Origin of the sequence: Pseudomonas sp. FJ2-5-13, assembly GCF_029201605.1 — a bacterium.
Lineage (GTDB): Bacteria > Pseudomonadota > Gammaproteobacteria > Pseudomonadales > Pseudomonadaceae > Aquipseudomonas > Aquipseudomonas lactis.
Window position 1 is genome coordinate 4,048,608 of record NZ_CP104045.1, and the last position, 25,124, is coordinate 4,073,731.

Below are 25,124 nucleotides of genomic sequence, written 5' to 3' on the forward strand. Positions count from 1 at the left end.
CCTTAATTAGAAAGTCTTATGAGGTCACGATAGCTCGTTGAAATTTTAACCTGCTGCGCCAACGCCTCATCAAAAGATATCATTCGGTCAGTAGTTGCTTTCCACTCCGCTATGTCTTGGTAGGCATTAATAAACCAACTTAAATTCTCACAGAGGTTTCCGAATGCCGAATTAATCTGCATCACATCGCCAAACTTGATAGCGCCAGAAAAAAACCTCGGCACTGCCAGCAAACTACTAAACAGCAATGAGAGCTGACCATAACTTTCTGTAAACAACGAAAGGCGCACTTTCACCCGGACGGTACGGCGCATATTAGCGAGACTAATATCAAGCTTGTTGCTAAGATTAGCCTTTTCAGAACTTCGCATTGCTTTACCATACCCTTTTTTATTTCGATCACGAAACCGCACCAAACAATAACGTAAATCTGCTTCTGACTTTTGCTGATGATTGTTCAGGGACACAAGTTTGAATCCGATTTTCTGACTGATATACATGCCCAGCACAGCATATATAATCGCCACCCAAAACATATAGGCAGGAACCGTCACCCCCCACAGTGACGCACTACCCGAAATGGCGATGAGCACCACACTGAATGACACCACACTCGCCAGCGTATAAAGAAGCCCGCAAGCAAGATAGACGGTTGAATAAGTAAACTTATTGATATCCTCAGCGATACGCTGATCTGGATTGTCAACGTGACGTTCAACCTGATCCGGCTGCGGTGACTGAAGTATCCATTCAGAAAGATAATAATTAGTCAGCCACCGACGCCACTTAAGTGCAAATATATCTACCAAATAGGTGGTCAGCACTGAGCGTGCTACCGAGAAACAAACAACTCCAAGAAAAACCGATATCAATGTATAGAACCTGTGAGCATTCAGTTCTTGAATGGCATTGTAGAAGTGCTTATACCACTCATTGAGCGCTAATGCAGTTGCAACCCCCAACAGAGAGAGCGTTACCAAGGCAATGAGTGCGCACCACGCAAAAAATTTTTCTTCCGACCTCCAATACAATGATAGTAAAAGTGACGTATTCCGCAGAAAGCTATTCCGGTTAAATCTCGACGCAACTGCACATTCTGCTTCCGTATTCATCATGGCTTCTCGGCTTTTTACATTTATATTTTTAGTTATAGTTTTTGGTTTATTTAAAACACAAGCGACTATAGCGCCCAGAACCCCAGGCGCCCCAAGCTCGCCGCTAATTTCAAGCGTGCCATTTGCCAACTATTCAGTGCATTAATGTGCTGCTGCTCTGCGGTCGCATACGCAGTCAATGCATTGAGTAATTCGATCATGCTGCCAACACCGGATTGGTATCGGCCTTGCACTACCTCCAATGCCTGGTTGGATTGATCCACCCAGTCAGCCGTTCTTTCCAAAGATCGCGTTTCAGTGATCAGTGCCTGATAGTTACCCCAAAGGTCTATCGAAATGCGCTGCTCCACATCACTCACTTCGGCCTCCCTCGCCTCCAGTCGTGCTTGAGTGCTTCTTACTTGATAAGTGCGCTCGAATCCTTCAAACAAAGGAATATTCAGCTGCAGGCCGACACTGTTGTCCCGCGTTCGACTATCGCCGTTGAACGCCATTGATTGGTTAAGCTGCACATCTGAGGCACTGGCAATAAATGACAATGTAGGCCGACCTTGCGCCTTACTCTCGTCGATGGCGGCCTTTGCCGCATTCAACTGAGCCTTGGCAGCAATGAGCGAGGGATGATCCTGCTTGGCTTGTTCAAGTAGCTCATTAATGCCTTTGACAAAGTGCGTATCCGGGCGCTGAGTCAGGCTTCCTGCTAGCTCCAGCGGTGTTTGTGGCGCCAGTCCCATGCGCAGGGCAATAAGCCCCTTGGCATTGACTAAAGCACCATTGCTGCGCACTTCATTGAGTGCCGCTTGGGAGTACGCTGCCTGGGCTTGGAGGCGGTCCGAAAGTGCAGCAGCGCCTGCGTCATGTTTGGCACTGGCTGCCTTAAGGTTTTCGGCTGCAAGGGCCGCCACCTGAGCAGCAGCTATCTGACTGTTTTGTGCGGCCAGCGTGTCGTAATACAACTGCGCAGCCAGTATGAAGGTTTGCTGCAATTGCTCATCTTGATTGGCGTTCGCCGCAATCAACAATTGACGAGCATTACGTAATGCTGCATCGCGCCGACCAAAATCAAACAGCACCCAACTCAAGGCCAATCGATGATCCACTTGGCTTTTATGACCACGGTTGGAGTATTCCTCACGCTGGTCATAATTCGTGTCGTTGCGACCCGTGGTGATACCCGAACTTGCGTTGAGCCTGGGGAGATACGCCGCCTGCCGCCCCCCGACATCAGCGGCCATGGCCCTGGCAGTTGCCCAGTTCAGCCGTGCTTGGGGGTCGTGACAGAGCACGCGCTCTATCATGTTCTCCAATGTTAAACGCGCCGGTAGCGGGCTGCTCTCGCACGCTCCTGGAACCCTGTCGATGGGCTGAGTGGCGGTATGCGCAACCGTGCGCTCAGTCATGAACACATCCAGACCTGCTGCTGCTTCCCACTGAGAGCCAGCACAAAGACCAGCCACTATTGCTGCTGTACGTGCCGCCCTCATCACGAAGTGATCGTGCCGATGGCATGAATACAATGAGTCTCGGCAAACGGTGTCGGCACAATCCGCCCATGCTCCATCACCACAACCCGATCTGCCGACGCAATCGTCTCAGCGCGGTGAGCGATGATGATGCGCGTCACCGCCAACGCACGCACCGCCTCGTTGACCTGTTGCTCGCAGGCCATATCCAGATGGCTGGTGGCTTCATCCAGAATCAGAATGTCGGGTTTCTTGTAGAGCGCCCTGGCTAACAGCACACGCTGTTTCTGACCACCAGACAACACCGTGCCCATATCACCTACCAAGGTGTTGTAACCCATCGGCATGGCCAGAATGTCGCTATGAATGGACGCCATGCGTGCACACTCCATGGCCCAGTCCAGATCAGGATTTGACTCAAAAAACACAATGTTGTCTGACAGTGAACCAGCGAACAGACAGTCGTCCTGCATGACTGTGCCGATCTTGCCGCGAAACTTTTCGGTACCCAGTTGCTGCAAATCACTACCGGCGATGCAAATCTTGCCCTCAGTAGGCTGGAGGATTCCTAACAGCAAGCTGACAAGGGTGCTCTTGCCACTGCCCGAGACCCCAGTGATCGCCACTGACTCGCCCTGTGCGATGCATAGATCAATACCGTCAAGTACGAATGGCTCTTGATCGGAATATCGATATTTCACACCTTTGAGTTCAATATCTACAGGGCTTGCTGGCCACGTCACGCCGGCGAGCGTCCCACGACTGTCTTCCGGTGGATGCATGACGATGTCGGCCAGTCGCTCACTTTGCAGACGCAGCATGTAAAGCTCAAAAAAATGATCGATCAGACTCGCGACGCGGCTGACAAACTGATTTTTATAAGCCATGAAGGCGATTAGTACACCCACGGTGAACTGGTTATTCATGACCATCGACGCACCGACCCCTACGGCGATCAGGCTTTCCAGACCGAATATCAAACCGTTCAACTGCGTGTAGATCAGCTGTAACTTCTGAGTCCGCAATCCTGCATTGATCTGCTCTACCAGCAATCCAAGCCAGGCGAGACGCCGTTCATTCTGGCGCTGGAACAGCTTGATCGGTCGTATGCCGCGTACCGTTTCCAGGAAGTGGCTTTCCTGGCGAGCGGCGTGAACAATCTGCTCTTCGCTGGCCCGCCGTAACGGGTAGTACCACGCCCAGCGAACCAGGGCGTACAGGAACATCGCTGCTGCTGCGATGGCCGCCAATAATGGGCTGTATACAAGCATTAGCGTGAAGGTAGCGATGGTCATCAGACCATCCAGAACGGCGGAAAAGAACGCGGCTGTCAGGGTCCCCTGAATGACGTCGACAGCACCGAAGCGTGAGACAACATCTCCCAGATGACGCTTTTCAAAATACTGGATTGGCAGGCGCAGTAGATGACTGAATACATTGGCACACCATTGCACGCTCAACAGCGTACTCATGTGCATCATGACCCAGGCCCTAATGGCACTCACCGTTTGCTGCATCAGCAACAACAGGCCAAAGCCAATTATCAACGTGGTCAGCAGGTCACGATCCTGTGTGACCAATACGTTATCGAGCGTCCATTGCAGCAAGAACGGACTGACCAGTGAGAACACTTCCAAGGCTAATGCCAAGACCAATACCTGCCCAAGGGAGCGATAAAGGCCACTCACTTTTCCCAGCATACCCATCAGTTTGACCTGGGGCTTGGGCTCCTGCTTTTCAAAGCCTCCTTCCGGCCAGACTTCGAGCGCTACCCCGGTAAAGGATTTGCTGGCCTCGGCCAAGCTCAGATGCCGCATGCCACTCGCAGGGTCATGCACAATAATTTGTTGACTCTCTACCGCCTTGAGCACAACGAAGTGGTTGAAGTTCCAATGCAAAATACAGGGCAGCTTGAGTTTGTTCAGATCTTCAAGTTCCAGCCTGACAGCCCGAGTACCGAGATTGAGCTGGTCGGCAATCTGGATCAGTTGCTTGAGCGTACTGCCTTTGAGCGACACGTTGAATTGGCGGCGCAAGTCCATCAACGTGGAATGATGACCATGGAAGCCTGTGATCATCGCCAGGCAGGCCAGGCCACACTCCGTGGCTTCAGTTTGCAGAATCAAGGGCAGGCGGCGACCCATTCGCAAGGAGATCGCATCGAGGTAGCTCATGCTGCTCTCCTAAAGTTTTCCAGTCAGGCTGTAGAGCGGCTCAAGCACCCACTCATAGAGGCGGCGGGTCTCCTGCAGAATATCTGCCTCAACCAACATGCCGGTTTGCAGCGCGCGCGGCTTGCCGTAAGCCAGTACGGATTGCGCTTCGATATCAACGCGAATGCGATAAATCTGCTCACCTTCAAGGCCAAGCCCTGGAACGCTACCGGTCATCGTTGCCAGATCAGCGGCCGACAGCGATGCTTTTGAGATAGAGGTAACGCTGCCACTGTGTTGGCCGAACTTTTGGTAGGGGTATGCCTGATACCGCACTCTCACGGGGTCGCCCGCACGCACAAAACCAATGGCTTTGCTAGGTGCGTACAACTCTACTTGTAGATGGGAATTGGCGGGCACAATGCTCATCAAGACCCGCGAGCTATCAACCGTCTGGCCCGGCTCAACAAGAATCGCAGTGGCCACCCCATCTTGGGGAGCCGTTATTACCAAGGCACGCTTGGCTTCGCTTTCAATGAGTTCTTGCTGGATACCCGACAGCGAGCGCTGAATGCCGGCAAGTTGGTTTTCATGCAGTGACGAAAGACCTGCAAGCTCATGCTGCACCTGCACCAATTGCAGATTCAACACTGTCGTTTCGCGTGCCAGTCCCTGAAGCGTCTGATGCTGGCCAAGTAGTTCGGACTGGCGCTGTTGAAGTTGATCCATTGAGATGTAACCCTTATCCATCAATCCTTGATAACGATCAGCCGCATTGGTCGCCAGCTTTACAAGCTTCTCCTGACTGGCTGTCTGTTGTGCGAGCGTTCGCAGTTGTCGTCGCAGACTGTCCAGCTTGCTTTGCAGGCTTTGCCGCTCCTGCGCTTGAAGTTGCTTTTTTTTCATGAGTTCATCACTGAGAGAACGTTGCCGCATTGCAAGTTGATCGCTTACGTCTGCTTGTACCGGCCGCGAATCCCCTGCATATCGTTCACTGGAAACTCGGAACAATGGCGCTCCCTGTTTAACCGGCTGGCCTTCCTCGATAAAGCGTTCCAGGACCAAACCGTACTGGGGAGCGTGTATTTTCAGTTGCCCCGCGAAGGGCACCAACTGACCGGGCACAGTGATGCGCTTTGTGTAACTGCCCCAAAGAAAAAAAGTCACAACCATGGTCGCGAGCAACCCCGCAACCAGCGTCAAGAAGGCAAAGGAGACCGGCCTGACGAGCACAATTTCACCTAGCCAATTCACATGCCTGGAGGTCAGCGCCTCAAGCCGGAACAGTGGGGTTTTCGACGTCACAACTTGTCCTTATCAATCACTCTCGAATTCGGTTCGGCACAACAAGCTTTCTTTCAGCATAAAAAGACCGAACCGATAAAATTAAAATCCGTTCTGATACAAAATATTTCGCCGAATAAATTTTCTCCTCCCTCGTTCGTAAGGCATATAGACAAATATGATTTGGATCAGTTATTCATAAAAAACATGAATACCAACCCTGCCTTCCCGAAAAACAACAAAGGAAAACCAGCATTGAAATTTACCAACCGTGAAGCTGACGTGTTAAGCCTTTTGATTTACGGCCTGACCAACAAAGAAATCGGTCGACAATTGGGAATTAGCGACCATACCGTCAGGGATCACATTTCATCAATATTAAAAAAGACCAACACGACCAGCCGTGTAGAGCTAGCGGTTTTGAGCAGCACCATGAAGCGCCCACTATAGTCCGAGTATCACGCCTTTAAGAATAGACACAATAACTTGAGCCGTTTTCGACCCCACCGAGCGTAAATTAATATCGAAATTTAAAGTATTAATAAAACCTAGACTGATAGCCCGAGAAAGCTCAAAACTTCATGCCTCAATGCTACAGGCTCCAGAACTGAATTTATTTCTAGGAAATAAATAGCCATGACAGCCTCCACAGCACAAGCGCTGGCTGACGCCGAGCGATTCCAGCTGGTTACACACCCTGACGACAGTCTCTTTTGCAATTGATAGCCAGTCCGCTAGCTTTAACGCAAACGAATAGCACAACGTCTGCGTGCAAAAAAAAAAAAACGTTATCCCTGCCAAATTAAATTAAGATCACATTTTAAATAACCGCACTGTAGGCTTTTGAATAGTTTTCCTCCAAATAAATCTTGGCAAAAAAAACAACTAAGCACACCCGTAGCGTAGCTATGAGCTCCCGTATGCTTAAACTTAATTTAAAGCATCGTCTAAAGCCAGCCCTGCATCTGTAGGGGGTGAACTATGCGTGCATGAAATAGCTTGGACACTGACCGCTCCTTGTCTGGCCTTATGGTTCATCGCGCTGTGCTGAAGCCGCTACACCGAACCATTGAGATTAAGAGTATTCGCCCGAGCCAGCAGCAAGTCCCCCGGTAGGGCTGCGATAAAATACTGGCTAGGCGAACGCTGTAACGCTAAAAGCGCAAGAAGAAAAATTATGTAGGAAATTTCCCAGGCGTATTAAATCTGTTGGTTGAGCCTTGGATATCAGCAGTTCGCCACTCGCGAGGCCACCGACGGAAGACACGCGCAGCGCACTTTCAATGTTGCGTTCCATTTGCTCATGTCCTTTCCATGCCGGCACACGCGGCCCATACAGAGCGATGGCTACAAATCCTTCAACTTGCTGACTCGCCGCCCCGCCCGCTCGTAAAATCAAGAATGACCGTAAACCGCTGCTGCTCACGAATCACCTCAATCTGCCAGCCCAGCTTTGCGCATAACTCACGCATCAACTGCAGCCCAAGGCCATAGCCAAAATCATCGGACTCCTGCTGCGGCCCTGTCTCCCTGATGTGATTGGCAATCATCAGCCGCGGGTATTTGAAGCGGATTTCCACGGTGCCTTCTTCGGCGTATTGCAGCGCATTGCGCAGGAAGTTGCCGATCACGATGCGGCATGCGGTAGGAGGCAATCGGCAAGGGCCGTCGTGGATGTCGATGCTCAACTCGATATCCCGGTTGCCGATCAGGTAGCGGTGTTTTTCAATCAGGTCGCCCACCAGCTCGCTCAGGTCAACGTCTTCTTCCGGCAGCGGCTCGGGACGCTCGCGGCTCATCCACAGCAATGTTTCGGCGATCAGTTGCATGTTCATCACCGAACGTTCTATGCGCTGCAATGAGGGTGGCAGCGCACCGCCCGATTGCAGGGCCAACAATTCGATTGTGGCCTTGAGCACCGCCAGGGGCGTGCGCAGTTCATGGCTGGTGTAACGCAACAAGCGGCCTTCTCGTTCGCTGGCGGCCTGCACCTGCTCAACACTTTTGGCCAGGGCATCGGCCAGCATATTGAACTCCTTGAAGCTGAAACCCGGTCGAGCGCCGGTCAGTGCCTCAGGGTCTTTGAGTGTGCCGGACCATTGCACCAGGCGCCCCAGCGGCCGAACCAGCCACCAAACCAGCAAGGCGATGATAATCAGCGCCGGCACGAATACCGCCAGGCTGATGAACTTGACACTCTCTATGACCTGATCGAAATAGGCATCAGACAACGGCGTCTCCACCTCTCCACCTGCTTCCTTATCGTGGTCGATGTCGTACATGTAGAGGGTTTTGCCGTCACCCAGGGGCTGTTCGAGGATGATCTGGAACGGCTCATCGTCGTCATCGGAATAGAGATCGCCGAAGATATTCACCGCGCCAAAGGACAGGCTCGGCGATGTAGTGAGCAACTCGCGCACGTCCTGCGGCAACGCCTCCTTGCCGATGACGCTGGTATAGAAGTAATTGTGCGGCGTCGGCGTGGTCGGGTCCTGTTTGTAGTGCCGGAGAAAATACTGAGCCTCCTCCTCCATCATCGCGCTGGCGGTGTAGAACAGGCCCCGCACGGTGAATTCAGGCAGCAGCTTGCTGTAGATCACCAGCACCACCGCAATCAGGCACAGGAAGCTGCCGCTGATTACCCACTTCAGGCTCAGTCCGTTACGCATGGGGTTTTACCTGAATGCCGACACCCGCCAGGGTATGGATCAATGGCCGGCCAAACGGTTTGTCTACCGCCTTGCGCAGCCGGTGCATATGCACTTTGAGGGTATTGCTGTCGGGTGGCTCATCGCCCCAGATTTTGCTTTCCAACCGCTCTCTGGGAACAGGCTCGGGACTGGCGCGCATCAAGTGCTCCAGCAAGGCCCAGCAGATAGGTGACAGATGCAGCTCCTGCCCTGCCCGGCTGACTTTGCGGGTGGTCAGCTCCATGACAAGGTCGTCCACTTGCAGGCGGCTGGTCTGGCCGCTGCGCCGCAGGCTCAAGGCGCGAATCCGCGCCACCAACTCGGCAAGCTCGAACGGCTTGACCAGATAGTCGTCGGCGCCCGCGGCAAAACTGGCGAGCTTGTCCGGCAACGCATCCAGCGAGGTCAGCATCAGGATGGGGGTCTGGACGCCTTGCTGGCGCAACCCTGCGCACACCTGCTGGCCGTCCAGTCGCGGCAGCATGATGTCCAGCACAATGACGTCGTAATGCTGGTTGAGCGCTAGGTTGAGCCCGGCCTGGCCATGGCTGGCGTGATCGCAGACGATGCCGCTGATCTCCAGGTACTCGATGACGGTGGTGGCCAGGTCCAGGTTGTCCTCGACCAGCAGCAGATGAATATGCACGGAAAAAACCCCTCGGGCAGGCAGTGCGCAGCGGTGTGAAGGATAGCGGAAGTCGGGCGGTTTCCCGTGATGTTTACCTGACGTTAACCCCGTGCTGCTTAGGCTAAGGCTCTTCTTATCCAGAGCTCGTCACCGTCATGAACCTGTATTCGATGATCAAAGGGGTGCTGTTAGCCGTGATTTTCCTCGCGCTGATGGTGGGCATCCTTCCACAGCAAACGCAGTTGGTACGCATGGGAGGCAATGGCTGGTTTCTGGTGGGCCAGAACGTTGAGCAGACAGGGTCGTGTGATGTCGCCCGTGCGTCGTGATGAGATTGGCGCCAGTTATACCGGCCAGTTGGTCGCCTGCGTGGTGCTGGTTATTGGTGTGGCGGTTTCGATGGGCATCTATATCGCGCGCTTGAATGCGCACCTCGATGAGCAACGCGACCTGTCTTCGGTGTATCTGCCCGACTGCCCTGACGGGCGCGGTGGTTTTATGGTGTATCCCGATGACAGGCGCAGCGGTGACCAGTGCTACACCGCCGGTGAGGATGAATCGATGGAGGTCGATGAGGCGCAGCGGCTATCAGGCTCGAACCTGGCGCAATGGTTCGACTACCTCCTGCCTGCGCTTCAAACCCCGAGCAGGCTGTAGATACGTCATGCCGTTCAGTGACCTCTGTATAAGCGAGCTTGCTCGCGAAAACCGTCGACGATAACGCGTGCTTACTGAATGAACGCGGCGCCTGTGAGTTTTTCGCGAGCAAGCTCGCTCCTACGAGCCTATTGCGGCCGCCAACATCACGTTGCTCGGGATTGGCGGGGCGTTTTGGGGGCTGCTGATTGGGTTGGTGGCGTACGTCGTGCTTAATGGGCGGTTGCCGCGTCGGGTGCTTGATGCTCGTGAGAACGCTGCTAATTGAGGCTCCACGACCTGGGCTCAAACCCAGCCCGCCTACCACTCAAACGCTTCGATATGGCATTCGATCATGTCTAGGCATGCCTTCCGACAAAGCATACAGAACCTGGCTACGTAAACAGACGCCCGTTGCGCACGGAAATCCGCAGGCAACCTCTGCAAGATCAAGCTCCAACTGATCGGAGGGGATCATGGGCACCGACGCAAACGCACGCGTGTTGGTAGTGGCCTACACCTACCGCGATCCCAATTTCGTACGCATCATCAGCGCCCGGCTTGCATCCAAAAATGAACGGCGCCAGTACCTGGAGGTGTGAGCCATGAAAGACGAATACGACTTCAGTAACGCCAAACGAGGCGCTATCGCCAGCAACAAAGGTAAAACCCGTATCACGATCATGCTGGACGATGCTGTGATCGAAGCCGCCCGTGAACGTGCCCAGAGTGCAGGCACCGGCTATCAGGCCGTGATCAACAATCTACTGCGACAAGCATTGGTTTCCCAGGACACCTATAACCTAGCGCCAACCTCGAAGAAACAAGCCAAAACCTTGCAAGTCCTCAACAATGGCATCAGCGTCTCAGAGGTCGAAGCGTTGGAACAGCAGTTGATAGCGCTCGCTGGAGAATTGAATCGAATGCTTGTTAATCCACTGCCTGCCAAATCAAAAAGCAAACCTGTCTGAATCGAAGGGCTAGAGTTTGCTTCTTGCGAATCGCGCCATGCAGGCCAAATCCAAGGCAAAAAAAGCCTGCATCGCTGCAGCCCGCCTCCCGCGGCTGTAAGGATTTTGTGAGGACCACGGGGCGAGGGAGAGCGGGGATGACGATGACCTCCATCGTAAACCTGGTTAATCCTTGTTCGCTTTGAAACTGTAAGGTAACCGTCTGCCCCCCCACCGTAAGCGTCTACCGTAACCAACCGGTGGCCTGTTAGCTTTAAGACGCCGGCCTTGTCCGTGTCCTAATTCATACCTATTCAGCCCATGCGGGGAACACTTCCCGTACGGGCGAAGTGTCTCTCCGTTTTGGGCTTTTTTCGGAGAGACACATGAAACTCGAAAACCTCACCTCGCTGTAAACTCAACTGTTCAAACTGCCAGTCGTCTTCACAGAGTGCGCTTTGTATGAAGCTTTCTACCTAGAGCAACCTGCGAGCTTCGGCGACTTGGGCAGCCGATTAGGCGACACCCACGAAGCTGCCTATACATGCCTCTTCCCCCGGTGTCGACAAGGATCAAATCGAAATTCTGAGCGAACGCCGGTATCAAATTCTTGAGGCGAAAGCGTCCATCAGCAGCATGAAGCAACAAACGTCCAAGCTGATTTATCGGATCATTGGAATGGATCAGTGAGAGATTAGGGATGCAGGTCTTGGAAATGACCTGTAAGCGTCTGGATTGCTGGGTCAAATCCCAAGCAAAAAAAAGCCTGCATCTCTGCAGGCTTTTCTCTATCTGGCTCCACGACCTGGACTCGAACCAGGGACCCAATGATTAACAGTCATTTGCTCTACCAACTGAGCTATCGCGGAATGCGCCGTATGTTACTGATTAAAAAGAAGAAGTCAAGCATCCTCCGACACTTTCCGTAAATCGCCCCCCTGCTCGCTTGAATACGACGGTTCCCTGGCCAGATCCAACCAGGCCCGCGCTGCCGGTGGCAGGTGGGCGCTGGCGCGCCAGGCCAGGGCGATGTGCCAATCGGTGTGGGGCTCGTCCAGGGGGATCAGGGCGATGCCGGGGTGTTGGTGCTTGTGCGCCAGCATTCGCGGCAGGAAGGCGACGCCCAGGCCGGCGGTGACCAGGTCGACGATAAAGTCGATCTGCCCGCTGCGGGCGGTGACTTTGGGGGTCACGCCTTTGCGTTCGCAGGCGCTGAGGATCTTGGCGTTGAGGGCAAAACCCGCTTCGAACAGGATGAACGGCGAGTCCGCCAGGTCGGTGAAGTCGATGCGCTTGCGGCGGGCCAGTGGGTGGCTGACGGGCAGCACTGCGATCAGAGGTTCGTTGCGTACTGGCTGATAGTCGAAGCCTTCGTCCACCGGCAGCAGCAGTGCCGCCAGATCGACCTCCCCCGCTTCCAGACATTCGCGCAGCCTTTTACTGCCGTACTCGGTCAGTTCGATGTCGATGCCCGGGTAGCGGCTGCGATAAGTGGCAAACATGGCCGCGAACAGCACGCCGCACCCTACCGGCGGCAGGCCGATGCGCAGCACGCCGCGCTTGAGGCCGCGCAGGTCGTTGATTTCAGCCATCAGGTCGGTGCGTTCGGCGAGCATTACCAAGGCGCGGCGGTAGGCAATTTCGCCGGCGGCGGTGAGTTCGTTCTTGTGGCCCAGACGATTGAGCAGTGGCATGCCCAATTCGTCCTCCAGGGTCTTGACCGCTTTGCTGACGGTGGATTGGGTGAGGGCAACCACTTCGGCTGCCTGGGAGAACCCGCCCTGGCGCACCACTTCGACAAACGCACGCAAGGTTCGCAGGTTCATCAGTATTCCTTTGGCGACTGGATAGCAGTGATAAAAGTTGTTTTCATCATGGCATAACTTTGCTTAGGGTGTAGCACTTTGCCCTGTGGAGACACCGTCGATGATCATCTCGTCCGCTTCCGACTACCGCGCCGCGGCCAAGCGCAAGTTGCCGCGCTTTCTGTTCGATTACATCGACGGCGGCGCCTACGCCGAGCACACGCTGCGCGCCAACAGTTCGGACCTGGCCGAGATCAGCCTGCGCCAACGCATCCTGCGCAATGTCGACGACCTGAGCCTTACCACCCAGCTGTTCGGCACCGAACTGGCGATGCCGGTGATCCTCAGCCCGGTCGGCCTGACCGGCATGTACGCGCGACGCGGTGAAGTGCAAGCGGCCAAGGCGGCGGCCAACAAAAACATCCCCTTCTGCCTGTCGACAGTGTCGGTGTGTTCGATTGAGGAAGTAGCCTCGCAAAGCCCCCAGTCGATCTGGTTCCAGCTGTATGTGCTCAAGGATCGCGGTTTCATGCGCAACGCCCTGGAGCGGGCGCAGGCCGCCGGGGTGACTACCTTGGTGTTCACCGTTGACATGCCGACACCGGGCGCACGCTACCGTGACGCGCACTCGGGCATGTCCGGCCCCTACGCGGCGCAGCGGCGCATGTTGCAGGCGGTGACCAAGCCGCAATGGGCCTTCGATGTGGGCTTGATGGGCCGCCCCCACGACCTGGGCAATATCTCCAAATACCTGGGCAAACCCACCCACCTGGAGGACTACATTGGCTGGCTGGCCAACAACTTCGACCCGTCGATCAGTTGGAAAGACCTGGAGTGGATCCGCGAGTTCTGGAAAGGCCCGATGATCATCAAGGGCATCCTCGACCCGCAGGATGCCAAGGACGCGGTGAGTTTCGGTGCCGACGGCATCGTGGTCTCCAACCATGGCGGCCGCCAGCTCGACGGGGTGCTCTCCACGGCCAAGGCGTTGCCGCCGATTGCCGAAGCGGTGGGCGATGACCTGACCGTGCTGGTGGATTCGGGCATTCGCTCCGGGCTCGACGTGGCGCGCATGCTCGCCCTGGGTGCCAAGGCGTGCCTGCTGGGGCGTGCCACCGCCTACGCGCTGGCCGCCGAGGGCCAGCATGGGGTGGAGAACCTGCTGGACATCTTTGCCAAGGAAATGCGCGTGGCCATGACCCTGACCGGGGTCACTTCCATCGCGCAGATCGACCGTACCACCTTGGTCTAGTAGTGATGAGGGGTGGTGTACTTTGTGTGCGGATAACCGAAGCGTTGTTTATTTGCGACAAACAACTCGCCCCACCGAAACAGTAAGGTTAACCGGGCCGGCAGTAACGTCGGCCCAAATCAGCCAAATAACTGGCGCCAGGCTTTAACGGACTTTTCTTACTTAAAAATTAGTTAATTGATTTATAAGGATTTTTACCAACCAAATACACTTGGCATGAATCTCGCTCTAGTACTGTTCAAGCAGGTTCGGCGATGACAAGACGTGCGGCAGTGCCCCGGGGTTATAACCCAAGGAAAAGCGGTTTAAACTGTTTCCAATGTTTTACGGAACTGACGGATCAGTAAGACGCTTGGCACTCGCCACTCTCATCCCGCCTGTAAGACAGCCCAGTGCTTAGAGGCCACGCGCTTATGAAAACCCCCACCCAGACCAACGCAATTGACTTTGACAGTGCCAAATTGCAACGCCTGGGATTTGGCCAGCCATCCTTACGCCCACGCCGCCCCGCCACCCTCGCCGAACTTCGCCAGCAACTGAACCAGCAGTTGCAGACCAGCCTGGAGCCGGAGCGCATCCTGGGTCTGTTCTTTCGCGAGGTACAGCGCCTGGTGCCGCTGGACGCGTTGCAATACCGTCACGCCGCCAGCGACCTGCGCCTGGAGTTTGGCCACCGGGGTCATCACTCCGTCAGCTACACCCTGAGCCATGAAGGCGAGCACCTGGGGGAACTGGTCTTTCGTCGTAACCAGCGGTTGCTTGAAGAAGAACTGAGCCAGCTCGAACTGCTGCTGGTAACCTTGCTTTATCCGATGCGCAACGCCCTGCTCTACCGCGCCGCCACCCGCAGCGCCCTGCGTGACCCGTTGACCGAAACCGGCAACCGTGTGGCCATGGACCAGACGCTGCAGCGAGAAATCGACATGGCACGCCGGCATTTGCACCCGCTGTCGCTGTTGATGCTGGACATCGACCACTTCAAGAAAATCAACGACACCCATGGGCATGCCGCGGGCGACAGCGTGCTGCGCGCCGTGGCGGGGGCGATCAAACGCCAGTTGCGCAACGTGGACATGGTGTTCCGGTTTGGCGGGGAAGAGTTTTTGATCCTGCTCTCCAACACCGGTCGCGATGCCGCGAGGATGGTGGGAGAGCGCCTGCGCCAGGCGGCACAAGCCCAGGACTACTGGGTGGAGGGCACCCGAATCGAACTGACCGTGAGCCTCGGTTGCTCGACGCTGCTGGCGGCCGAGTCAGCTGAAAGCCTGCTGCGTCGGGCCGACAATGCGTTGTATGTGGCCAAGCGCGAAGGTCGTAACCGCCTGGCGATGGCGGGGTAAGGTCAGTTGTGGAGAGGGAGCTTGCTCCCTCGCCACAATTACCGCTACGCCTCGCTGGCGATGCGCACAGGGCGCTCGCGCACGGCTGGCGCCTTGTCTTTCTCCGCATTCTCTAGACGCATACAGCTTTCCAGGAACAAGTGCATGTAGTCGTAGCTCTTGCACACCGCCTGGCGCAACTCTTCCTGCAGGGCCTTGCTCGGGTTGGTCCCGGCCAGGGTGCAGATGATTTCCAGGGCTTCCCAAGGGTGGGCGTCGTCGTACTGGGCGTGCATCTTCAGCCACTTCATCGCCCGCTTGCGATCTTCCTCCGGGAAGGCGGCAGCATAAACACCGGTAGAGCAGACCACGGCGGACCACTCCCCCGTCGCCCCCTCGATCGCGTAGTTGGTGGCGGCAATCGCGACGATCAACGCATCCGCCGAGCTGGTGTGCCAGCACCAATGACTCAGGGCGTGCAACTCGGGCGGTACCTCCTGCGCTTGCAGCTCTTCAAGGCTGACGCCATGAGCCCGTGCCCAATTGACCCAGTAGTCGGCATGGTTGAGCTCCACGCGAATGTTGCGCATCAGCCAACGGCGCGCCATGTCCTCCCCAGGATGACGGGCAAACTTGGTCTTGGTCAGGTTCTGCGCCATGTACAAGGCAAACTGTTCCACCACCGGCCAACCACCAATCAGGTAGTGGCGCATGGTCTTGGCGCTGAGGGCGTTGTCACGCATGCGCTGATACAGTTCGTGCTCGACAACCCGGCGCTTGCTCTCGCTACAGTCCTGGATCAGCTGTTGCGCCCAGGCAGGGTAACTCGAGGCTTCCATAAGCGGGCCGGTTCTGTTGAAGGTGTCGATCACTGTGGGGCTCCTTTTCAAGTGTGATTGTACAGACCAGCAAATGTTTCAGCGGAAAGTGCCGGGCGCCTTGAATAACAGTGGCTGCGGCCGCTCAGGGCGGCACTGCAGGCTATCAAAGGTAAACAATTGCGGGCGTTCAATCAGGTAGCCCTGAGCGTAATCCACACCTATCTCAAGTAAAGCCTGTTCGATCTGCGGTGTTTCAACAAACTCGGCAATTGTGCGCTTACCCATGACGTGGCCGATGTGGTTGATCACTTCGACCATGGCGCGGTTAATCGGGTCGTCCAGCATATCCTTTACGAAACTTCCATCGATCTTCAGGAAGTCTACAGGTAAATGTTTCAAATATGCGAATGAGGACATTCCGGCGCAAAAGTCATCAAGGGAAAAATGGCAGCCTAACGCTTTGAGTTCATTAATAAATCGAATCGCGCTGCCCAAATTGGCGATAGCGCTGGTTTCAGTTATTTCAAAACAAATCATTTCCGGTGGAATGTTGTAAGTATCGAATTTCTGACGTAAAAATCCTAAAAAGTCATCGTCGCCGATGGTTATTCCTGACAGATTAATCGCACACATGGCCATGGGTCGGCCCGGACGCTCATGCATGCAGCGGGCGATAATCTTGAATACGTTTTCCACTACCCAACGGTCCAGGGACGTCATCAAACCGTAACGTTCGGCGGCCGGAATAAAACTGTTGGGCAAAATGATCCGCCCCGCTTCGTCATGCAGACGCAAGAGAATTTCAATGTGTCCATTGCCGGCGTCGGTAGTGCCCAACGGCGCAATTTCCTGGGCGTAGAGGCAAAAGCGGTCTTCCTCAAGGGCAATATGCAGCCGCTGTACCCAGGCCATCTCGCCAAACCGCAGAGACAATTCCGAGTCATCGACGTGGTAGACCTGCACGCGGTTGCGCCCTTTTTCCTTGGCCATGTAGCACGCCATGTCGGCGGCGCGCAGGGAGGTTTCCAGGGTGGTCGGGGTTTGCGAGATATGCACCAGGCCGATGCTGACAGTGGTCATGAAGGGCCGCCCCTTCCACACGAAGTGCAAGCTCTGCACGGTATGGCGCAGGCTCTCGGCGATTTTTTCCGCCACCGGCGCCGGGCAGTTTTCCAGCAGGATGCCAAACTCGTCTCCGCCCAACCGAGCCAGGGTATCGCCCTCGCGCAGGTCCGACTGCAGCAGCGCGCAGATGTGGCGCAGCAATTCATCGCCCGCCGCGTGGCCACAGGTGTCATTGACCAGCTTGAATTGGTCGAGGTCAAGGAACATCAAGGCATGTCGCCCATTTTGCTGGCGCGCGACCTGCTGCAGCACCTGTTCAAGCCGGAACTCGAACTCGCGACGGTTGGCCAGGCCGGTCAAGGCGTCGTGGGTGGCCTGCCAGGAAAGGTTGGCGATGTACTGGCGTTCCTGGGTCATGTCGTGCAGCACCAGCACCGCACCGCTGATCTTGCCGGCGCTGCGGATCGGCGCGCCCACCAGGGTCACCGAGACGGTGCTGCCGTCCAGGCGCTGGATCAGCTTGGAATGCTCGCTGCCGCCGCTGAACTGGCCCTTGACGATGTGTTCAATCAGGGTGAAGCCGTCGGGCTCGGCGTTTTCATCCAACAGCTTGAACAGCGCCGCCAGCGGTAGGCCCTGGGCCTGCTCCGAGCGCCAGTGGGTCAAAGCTTCGGCTGCAGGGTTCATGTAGGCAATGGCCCCGTCGACATCGGTGGTAATCACCCCGTCGCCAATCGACTCCAACGTGATCTGCGCCCGCTCCTTCTCCGCTTGCAGCGCATCGGCAAAGGCATGACGCTGGGCCAGCAACTTGTGGGTGCGCAGCAACGCCAACACGATCAGGCCCAGGGCGGTCGCCAGGTTAGTGATCAACAACAGCCGCAGGATCATCCGCGAACCTTCGCCCAGGGCATCGCTGAACGCCTTGGCGGCGGGCGTCACTCCTTCATTGATGGCCGTGATGCGCGCCTTCCAACTATGGACATCGTCATCGCTGACGTAGCCGGAGGTAATGGCGCCGTGCATCTCCTGGGCAAGCTCATCCAACTGCACCAGGTAGCCGTCGCCCACCGTCCACAGCTCAATGGCTTTTTCCAGGTAGCTGAAATGACGGAAGTTGAGGTACAGCCAGATCAGGCTGGAAACGTCGTCCGGATGGTTGCCGCCCTTGAGAATACCCAGGCGCGCGGCCTCCATATCGGGATAGGGACGGTCCAGGGCAATGCGCAATTCATGCCCACCCTGGGGCACGGCAATGGCCTGCTGGTATTTGAGGTAGGTGGCGTCGTTGCGGTTATCGGCGTAGAGGGTCAGGTAGTAAATGGCATCTTTCTGGCCCTTGGACCACAGGCTTTCGCCCGCCACATAGCCCCGCACTGCCGAAAGCACGTAGAGACTGACGCAGCCTAACAATGCCTGGAACAACACGACGGCGATAAAGGGCCAGACAATACCCAACAGGCGTGGCGTTCCGAGAGTCCGCTTTTGCTTCATGAAGTCCCTTGCACATGCACAGCTTGATACGCACGCGAAAATCCGCTCCCGATAGCACAGCCTAAGCTAAATCAACGTACTTGTTGCAAGTGTCCGTACAGTTTGGCGTACAACCCGCCATCGGCAATCAACTGCTGATGGTCGCCGTCCTCGGCAATGTGCCCGCCATCGAACACCAGCACTCGGTCAGCCTGCTTCACCGCAGACAGCCGGTGGGCGATGATCAGTGTAGTACGCCCACTGAGAAACCGCGCCAGAGCCTGGTGCAGGTTGTACTCGGTGGCCGCGTCCAATGCAGACGTGGCCTCGTCCAGAATCACCACTTTAGGCTCGGCGAGCACCATGCGGGCAATGGCCAGGCGTTGGCGCTGCCCCCCGGAAAAACGCACGCCCGAGCGCCCGACCACGCTGTCCAGGCCCAAAGGCAGTGCTTTGACAGTAGCATCCAGTTGGGCGATTTCCAGCGCCTGCCAGCAGGCTTGATCGGTGCGGGTACGGCCCATGGTCAGGTTGGCGCGCACGGTGTCGTTGAACAGCGCCGGGTGTTGCAGCACCACCGCGACGTTCTCGCGGATGGTCTCCAGGCCGATCTCCTGCTGAGTGGCAGCGCCAAAACGAATACTGCCGGCCTGGGGCGTATAGAGCCCCAGCAACAGTTGCACCAGGGTGCTTTTGCCGCCGCCGCTGGCGCCGACAATTGCCACCTTTTCACCCGGTGCGATGGCCAGGTTCAACTGGTTGAGCACCAGGTCTTCGCCGTAGCCAAAGTCGAGGCCACGCACTTCGATGCCGACCGTCTCGCGCCCGCTGAACGGGTCTGCGCCGCCTGGGTATTGCGGTTCATCGGCACGCGCCAGCAGCTCGTTGATCCGCGACAGCGCGCCGCCCGCCGCATAATAGGCGTATTGCAGGTTCAGCAGTTGTTCCACCGGGCCGATCATGAACCACAGGTAACTGAACACCGCGAGCATCTGGCCGATGGACAGGTCGGAAAACAGCACGGTGAGCATGGCCGCGGCGCGGAAGATGTCGATGCCGAACTGGAACAGCAAGCCACTGGCGCGGCTCGACGCGTCGGTTTTCCACTGGGAATGAATGGCGTAGTCACGCACTTCCTGGGCACGTTGGCCCAGGCGCCCGAGGAAAAAGCCCTGGCGGTTGCCGGCGCGCACTTCCTGGATGGCATCCAGGGTTTCGGTCAGCGCCTGGGTAAAGCGTGAAGTACTGTCGTTTTCCAGCTTCTTGAGATGCTTGACGCGCTTGCCCAACTGCACCGTGGCGTAGATCACCAACGGGTTGAACAACAGGATCAGCAACGCCAGTTGCCAATGCATCCACACCAGGATCGCCGAAGTGCCAACCAGGGTCAGCATCGCCACCAGGAAACGGCTGAGGGTTTCGCCGACGAATTTGTCCAGGGTGTCCAGGTCGGTCACCAGGTGGGTGGTGACCGTACCGCTGCCCAGGCTTTCGTACTCACCCAGGGAGATACGCTTGAGACGTTCGATCAGGCGCACGCGGATGCGGTACACGATGTCCTTGGCCAAGCGCGCAAACAGCCGCGCCTGCACCACGTTGAACACCAGCGCGCCGCAGCGCAGGGCCAGGGTGACCATGAGCATCAGGCCGATATAGCCAGCAGCTTTTTGCCAACCCAGGGGCAGCGCGTGGTTCATCACCTTGAGAGCGGCATCGCCATGGCCCAGCAGCACTTCGTCCACCAGCAACGGCAACAACAGCGGGATAGGCACGCTGCACAGGGTGGCGAGCACGGCGACGCCGTTGGCGACCCACAGGGATTTCTTGTGACGCAGGGCCAGGCGGCGAATTTCCGCCCAGGTCAGGCGGTCGGTGCGTGGAGGCTGTTCATACACAGGCAGCTCGCTCCAGCCATCGACCCAGTAACGGCGACAGCTCGGACAGCGGCTGGTAACCATTGGTCAGCAAGGCCAACTGGCCGTTGCGCTCGGCGAGCAGGGTCGGGAACCCGGCAATGCCCAGGTCCTGCACCCAGGTAAAATCAGCCGCCGTGGCCGCGTGCTGATCAGCACGGTCGAACTCGCCGGCAAACTCGATGCGTGGAATACCGGCCTGCTCGGCCAGTTCCACCAGCACAGGGGCCAGGGTCACGTCCCGACCTTCGACATAGAACGCGCGCTGGATCAGCCCCAGCAGCTTCCAGGCACAATCCGGCGCCAGGCTGCGTGCGGTGACGATCGCGCGGCACGCCGGCTCCGTGTCGTAGACAAACCCGTCGGGCAACGCGCCCTCACGCTTGAACGGCTGGCCGGTGGCGTCGGTGACGGCCTGCCAGTGTTCAAGGATATAGCGCCGGGTAGTCGGCTCCAGCGCCGCTCCGCTGCCGGTGCGCAAGCCGCCCACCACCAGGTGCACGTCCACGCCGGCCGCCTGGGCCTGCTCTACCAGCGCTTGTGCCACCGGGGCAAAGCCCCAGCACCAGGAACACATCGGGTCCATTACATAGAGCAGGCGCGCAGACATGGCTCAGGCCTCGGAAGGGGTTTGCTTGTAGTTGTAACCAATCGGGTGCGGCATGTTGCGGGCCTTGGCCAGTTCGATCTGCTTCTGGCGGTCGATCGCACTGCGACGGGTCTTCTCCGGCAGCTTATCCCAGCAATGGGGGCAACTGATGCCGGCCACATAATGCTCGGAAGCGCGATCTTCTACGCTCACGGGTGTGCGGCAGGCATGACATTGATCGTAGTCGCCTTCGCTCAAGTCGTGGCGCACGGTCACGCGATTGTCGAACACAAAGCAGTCGCCCTGCCATTTGGTTTCTTCCTGGGGCACCTCTTCGAGGTACTTCAGGATACCGCCCTTGAGGTGGTAGACCTCATCGAAGCCTTCGCTGAGCATGTAGCTCGACGCCTTCTCACAGCGAATGCCGCCGGTGCAGAACATGGCGACCTTCTTATGCTTGGCCGGGTCGAAGTTGGCTTTGATGTAGTCGGGAAATTCGCGAAAACTGGTGGTTTTCGGGTCGATTGCGCCTTCGAACGTGCCAATCGACACCTCGTAGTCGTTACGGGTGTCGATCAACAACACTTCCGGGTCGCTGATCAGCGCGTTCCAATCCTGCGGGTCGACGTAGGTACCGACCTTTTTGTTCGGGTCGACGCCTTCAACGCCCAGGGTCACGATCTCTTTCTTGAGTTTGACCTTGGTGCGATAGAACGGCTGGTCGTCGCAGTAGGATTCCTTGTGGTCGATATCGACCATGCGCGGGTCTTTTTTCAGCCAGGCCATCAGGCCGTCAATGCCTTCGCGGCTGCCGGAAACGGTGCCGTTGATGCCTTCTTCGGCGATCAGCAAGGTGCCTTTGATGCCGTTGTCGACCATCGCCTGCAACAGGGGCTCGCGCAGGGCGACGTAATCTTCAAGGGTGACGAACTTATACAGTGCCGCCACGACAATCGGTTGAGTCATGGGTGTTCTCTCCAGGTGGCTACCCTCGTAAGGGGTGAACCGGATGCAAAAAGGCGTCGGCCAAGGCGACGCGGCGCGCATTCTAGCAAAACCACGCCGCCACCGCATCGGCATGCAGCCGCTGATATGCCCTCAACGGTGTGGGTTACGTACCCCCTCCACGCGGTACCGCAGGCCACCCAGATGGCTGAACATCAATCGATAGGCACCACGCCCGCGAGAAGAGGCGTAGCCATGCAAATCAGCGGACCATAGTTGGTCTCGGTGAGCATGCCAATGAACCGCGCCGAACCGCCCTTCACGCAAGTGGCTGAGGGTAAGGGCAATACTGCGACGCTCGCGGCCCGATAGTTGGGTATCTACAAGCCTCGCGGTATCGAACTCCATCTGCGGGGCAGCGGCTCTCGCTGCTGCCGGCGCTACCAACGGCACCTGCGCCTGTGCTTGCCGCCCACCGCGTGCGCGACTTGGACCAGCCACCTGTGTCGTCACCCCCACCTCGAACGCCCGTGACCCCGCCTGCTGACTGCTCGCGGCAGCGGACTCACGCTCTGGGCTTCGCAGCACTATCGCGCTATAGCCCATGCGTTTCAACTCAGGCATCGGGTTACGACTCTCCCTCAGTATGCGAGCGACGTCTCTGGACAGGTCCACAGGCCCCACGTAGCCACGCAAGGTCCCCTGACGCTGACTGACGTAAAAGGTAATGCCTTCTTCAGCGTGACGGCGCGCATAGACAAAATTCACCAACCGCTCCGTTTCTTCGTGACTCAGCCCACTCTCCTGCGCCGCCGCGATCGCCGCCTCCGAAATATTCCTGGCGAACTGTTCTTCCTGTTGTTGCGCTGCGCTGGCCATGGCCTGCGGTTGCCTGCTTTGATAGGCACTAAAGCGGCTGGCACCAAACAGTACGCCTCCCACCATAGCCCCCACGGCAGCCCCCGCCCCCCCACTGCCCAGCAGCGCTCCCGCCCCCAGGCCCAGCAAGACCAGCACCAGGATCATCACGATTTCGTCCTGTAACTTGATATTTTCCATGGCGGTAGGCTGCAACCCCATTGAATCAACGAACGTGACCGGGTTGTTAAACGCCATGAGATAAGGATTGAGCTGCGCGCCTCCCCCTGCGGGGTCGGGGTTTATCCAGCGCTGCAACCATGGGGCGTAGTAGCGCAAACCGTAGTAATACAAACCGCTGCCATCACGCTCCTTGCCGGAGTATCGGCGGGTCTTGTAGCTGCCCTCCACCGCGTTGCGCGATGCCCACCACGCCGTCCCCCCATACGGAAAATAACTCTCCTGGCTCAGTAACTCAGCCTGTTCGCCCACCTCCAACCCATGACTCGACTGCTGATCCTTCAGGCAAAAGCGCAGGGTCTCATCGGCTGCCGCCTTATCGAGTCCCACCTCCCATTGCAAGACCTCCACCGTGCAACATGCCACTTCAAGACGCACTACATTGAGCTTACGCAACGGCCGATGGCGCAGTTCCAGGCCTGGCAGGTAATACACACGAGCCGTTTGCAGACTGCCAGCAACCTTCTGGCGAGTCAGCTTGAGCGCACGCTGGCCGTCGCTCGCATACACATAAGCCTCCTCATCCGAGTCCTCTTTCTCGCGCTGAATTGTCGTGACCCTGGACAACTGATTACGCACATTCCACGCCATCGGCAAACCACGCCCAAGCTGTTTCTGGTTGCCATTGGCATCAAAACCCTGCGCCAATTCGCCAACCGGATGCTCGCTCGACAACGCGCGATTACTGCCCGTTGCGACTTGCATGTGGCGGGTGTAGCCGACACCACTGGAGGGCACGTGGCGCAGCCGAGTCAGGTTGCCTCCCTCGTCATAGGCATAGTACTGGGCGTAGGTGCGCCATAGACCGGTATCGGTTGAACCGAACGAAATACGCGAGGGGAGCGCCGGCCCGATGGCGGCGGCGACACTTTCCCGGCCCGCCGCCTGGGTCAATTGGTACAGCGAGTCATATTCGTAGTGATATGAAGCCTCCACTTGCGTGTTGTGGCTCCATTTCGTCGGTTGCGCCTGATCCTGCAGGTTTGAAATATTTCCCACCGGATCATAGTCGTAGCTCAAATCCTGTAACGGCGCTGCCCGCTCATTTTTGCGATGGGCCACCAGTCGGCGCATACGGCCATCCTCGGCCCGATAGGTGGCCAGGCTGCTCACGCCATTGCCCAACAGGGCCTCCTCCACCTGACCGGCGGCATTGTAGACGTAGCGCTCTATCACGGTCTTGCGCGCGCCACTTTTCAAGGTCAGATGAATATGTTTCACCTCTCCGTCCAGACCATAGGCAAAGTGCCGAACATTACCCTTGGCGTCGACCTGTTCCAAGGTGCCGCCAAGGACGTCAAACGCCCAGCGTGTAGCGTAATGCGCGCTTTCCAACTGCGGGTTCTGATCGGCCTGGGCAAGCGGCCAGTCAACATCGCCAGGCGCCTCGCGAAACCGCCGCGTTTGTCCAAGCACTTGCCCAGTGATCCCATACTGGTCGTACACCTGCGTGCCCGCCGGGTCGGCATGGTGTACCAAACGGCCGCTGCGGTTAAGTGCGCGGTGCTCGGGTGTTGGCGTGGCATACACCAGGCGTTCGACACATCGGGGGCGCGCTTGGTCGCCGGCTTGTTCGAACACCGCCACCGGACGCTGCAAAGCATCGTAGTCGTGGCGCTGATAAGCACCCCGCCCGTCCCAGGCATGCAACAGTTGCCCGGAGGGCGCCGACAGCATCAGCCGCATGCCTGCATCCACATCGTTGCGGCGGATCAGCGTACCGGACAGGCTGTACACCGACACCTGATTCGCCTCGGCCAATGGTTCGCGGGATTTAAGGGTATGCAGGCGAGGGTCCCACTGCTCAAGCATCAGGCCGCTGGCCCCATAGACTTGACGCCTGATACGGGCCGTCGGAGCAGCCTGAGGGGTAGCGCGCAGATAAGCGACACTACGGACCGCCAACCCACGGGGGTCAAATGCCA

19 protein-coding genes, 1 tRNA gene and 3 pseudogenes are annotated in these 25,124 nt (G+C 57.2%); 8 read left to right on the forward strand and 15 right to left on the reverse strand.

Annotated elements, in window-relative coordinates; all coding sequences use genetic code 11:
- Positions 1-2 precede the first annotated feature (2 nt).
- Genes N2A98_RS17875 through N2A98_RS17890 form a run of 4 tightly spaced genes read right to left on the reverse strand, consistent with a single transcriptional unit; the run spans position 3 to position 6,018 of the window.
- Positions 3-1,244 carry an SbmA/BacA-like family transporter gene (locus N2A98_RS17875; RefSeq protein WP_157255573.1) on the reverse strand — a complete coding sequence of 414 codons (1,242 nt, stop codon included), beginning with the start codon at positions 1,242-1,244 and terminating at the stop codon, positions 3-5.
- The gene (locus N2A98_RS17880) at positions 1,181-2,599 is read right to left on the reverse strand and encodes a TolC family protein (protein WP_275622446.1); all 1,419 of its coding nucleotides are present in this window, start codon (positions 2,597-2,599) and stop codon (positions 1,181-1,183) included. Before N2A98_RS17880 ends, N2A98_RS17875 begins: the two co-directional genes overlap by 64 nt.
- Complete coding sequence (locus tag N2A98_RS17885) at positions 2,599-4,752, reverse strand: peptidase domain-containing ABC transporter (RefSeq protein WP_275622447.1); 2,154 nt, start codon at positions 4,750-4,752, stop codon at positions 2,599-2,601. The genes N2A98_RS17880 and N2A98_RS17885 overlap by 1 nt, the downstream gene beginning before the upstream one ends.
- Before the next feature lie 9 nt (positions 4,753-4,761).
- Positions 4,762-6,018 carry an HlyD family efflux transporter periplasmic adaptor subunit gene (locus N2A98_RS17890; RefSeq protein WP_120248973.1) on the reverse strand — a complete coding sequence of 419 codons (1,257 nt, stop codon included), beginning with the start codon at positions 6,016-6,018 and terminating at the stop codon, positions 4,762-4,764.
- A gap of 204 nt (positions 6,019-6,222) precedes the next feature.
- On the opposite strand from N2A98_RS17890, the gene N2A98_RS17895 reads away from it, so the two are divergent.
- Positions 6,223-6,465 (forward strand): LuxR C-terminal-related transcriptional regulator, encoded by a 243-nt coding sequence (locus N2A98_RS17895; RefSeq protein WP_122299182.1) that lies wholly within the window; start codon positions 6,223-6,225, stop codon positions 6,463-6,465.
- 908 nt (positions 6,466-7,373) lie between these two features.
- On the opposite strand, the gene N2A98_RS17900 is transcribed toward N2A98_RS17895, so the two are convergent.
- Entirely contained in the window at positions 7,374-8,684 is a 1,311-nt protein-coding gene (locus N2A98_RS17900; protein ID WP_275622448.1) for a HAMP domain-containing sensor histidine kinase, read from the reverse strand.
- Complete coding sequence (locus N2A98_RS17905; protein WP_047711450.1) at positions 8,677-9,351, reverse strand: response regulator transcription factor; 675 nt, start codon at positions 9,349-9,351, stop codon at positions 8,677-8,679. The genes N2A98_RS17900 and N2A98_RS17905 overlap by 8 nt, the downstream gene beginning before the upstream one ends.
- 137 nt (positions 9,352-9,488) lie before the next feature.
- Between N2A98_RS17905 and N2A98_RS17910 the strand changes: the two genes are divergently transcribed.
- From N2A98_RS17910 to N2A98_RS17930, 5 genes and pseudogenes are all read left to right on the forward strand, one after another.
- Complete coding sequence (locus N2A98_RS17910) at positions 9,489-9,662, forward strand: hypothetical protein (RefSeq protein ID WP_164692209.1); 174 nt, start codon at positions 9,489-9,491, stop codon at positions 9,660-9,662.
- The gene (locus N2A98_RS17915; protein WP_078467970.1) at positions 9,643-9,990 is read left to right on the forward strand and encodes a hypothetical protein; all 348 of its coding nucleotides are present in this window, start codon (positions 9,643-9,645) and stop codon (positions 9,988-9,990) included. Before N2A98_RS17910 ends, N2A98_RS17915 begins: the two co-directional genes overlap by 20 nt.
- A gap of 133 nt (positions 9,991-10,123) precedes the next feature.
- Positions 10,124-10,258 (forward strand): annotated as a pseudogene (locus tag N2A98_RS17920) (benzoate transporter); the annotation flags it as partial.
- 173 nt (positions 10,259-10,431) lie between these two features.
- Positions 10,432-10,571: pseudogene (locus N2A98_RS17925) on the forward strand (BrnT family toxin); the annotation flags it as partial.
- Between the two features lie 3 nt (positions 10,572-10,574).
- The gene (locus tag N2A98_RS17930) at positions 10,575-10,940 is read left to right on the forward strand and encodes a BrnA antitoxin family protein (protein WP_275622449.1); all 366 of its coding nucleotides are present in this window, start codon (positions 10,575-10,577) and stop codon (positions 10,938-10,940) included.
- Positions 10,941-11,450: 510 nt separating this feature from the next.
- Here the strand turns inward: N2A98_RS17930 and N2A98_RS17935 are convergent.
- From N2A98_RS17935 to N2A98_RS17945, 3 genes and pseudogenes are all read right to left on the reverse strand, one after another.
- Positions 11,451-11,639 (reverse strand): annotated as a pseudogene (locus N2A98_RS17935) (hypothetical protein); the annotation flags it as partial.
- Between the two features lie 73 nt (positions 11,640-11,712).
- Positions 11,713-11,788: transfer RNA gene (locus tag N2A98_RS17940), tRNA-Asn, on the reverse strand.
- Between the two features lie 33 nt (positions 11,789-11,821).
- Positions 11,822-12,745: a LysR family transcriptional regulator gene (locus tag N2A98_RS17945; protein ID WP_044274455.1), complete on the reverse strand. Its 924-nt coding sequence runs from the start codon at positions 12,743-12,745 to the stop codon at positions 11,822-11,824.
- Between the two features lie 100 nt (positions 12,746-12,845).
- Between N2A98_RS17945 and lldD the strand changes: the two genes are divergently transcribed.
- Positions 12,846-13,976 (forward strand): FMN-dependent L-lactate dehydrogenase LldD, encoded by a 1,131-nt coding sequence (gene lldD / locus N2A98_RS17950; protein WP_275622450.1) that lies wholly within the window; start codon positions 12,846-12,848, stop codon positions 13,974-13,976.
- A gap of 413 nt (positions 13,977-14,389) precedes the next feature.
- Positions 14,390-15,316 carry a GGDEF domain-containing protein gene (locus N2A98_RS17955; protein ID WP_014719251.1) on the forward strand — a complete coding sequence of 309 codons (927 nt, stop codon included), beginning with the start codon at positions 14,390-14,392 and terminating at the stop codon, positions 15,314-15,316.
- Between the two features lie 44 nt (positions 15,317-15,360).
- Here the strand turns inward: N2A98_RS17955 and N2A98_RS17960 are convergent, their stop codons facing one another.
- The 6 genes from N2A98_RS17960 to N2A98_RS17985 all read right to left on the reverse strand — a co-directional run bounded on the left by N2A98_RS17960 (position 15,361) and on the right by N2A98_RS17985 (position 25,011).
- Positions 15,361-16,167: an iron-containing redox enzyme family protein gene (locus N2A98_RS17960; protein WP_034126163.1), complete on the reverse strand. Its 807-nt coding sequence runs from the start codon at positions 16,165-16,167 to the stop codon at positions 15,361-15,363.
- Between the two features lie 45 nt (positions 16,168-16,212).
- Entirely contained in the window at positions 16,213-18,675 is a 2,463-nt protein-coding gene (locus N2A98_RS17965; protein WP_275622451.1) for an EAL domain-containing protein, read from the reverse strand.
- 71 nt (positions 18,676-18,746) lie between these two features.
- Positions 18,747-20,549, reverse strand: a complete 1,803-nt coding sequence (locus tag N2A98_RS17970; RefSeq protein ID WP_044274460.1) for an ABC transporter ATP-binding protein — start codon at positions 20,547-20,549, stop codon at positions 18,747-18,749.
- Complete coding sequence (locus N2A98_RS17975) at positions 20,542-21,177, reverse strand: DsbA family protein (protein ID WP_032896046.1); 636 nt, start codon at positions 21,175-21,177, stop codon at positions 20,542-20,544. The genes N2A98_RS17970 and N2A98_RS17975 overlap by 8 nt, the downstream gene beginning before the upstream one ends.
- A 3-nt stretch (positions 21,178-21,180) precedes the next feature.
- On the reverse strand, positions 21,181-22,122 hold the full coding sequence (locus N2A98_RS17980; protein WP_014719256.1) for a rhodanese-related sulfurtransferase: 942 nt from the start codon (positions 22,120-22,122) through the stop codon (positions 21,181-21,183).
- Between the two features lie 132 nt (positions 22,123-22,254).
- Positions 22,255-25,011 (reverse strand): RHS repeat-associated core domain-containing protein, encoded by a 2,757-nt coding sequence (locus tag N2A98_RS17985; protein WP_275622452.1) that lies wholly within the window; start codon positions 25,009-25,011, stop codon positions 22,255-22,257.
- Between the last annotated feature and the right edge of the window lie 113 nt (positions 25,012-25,124).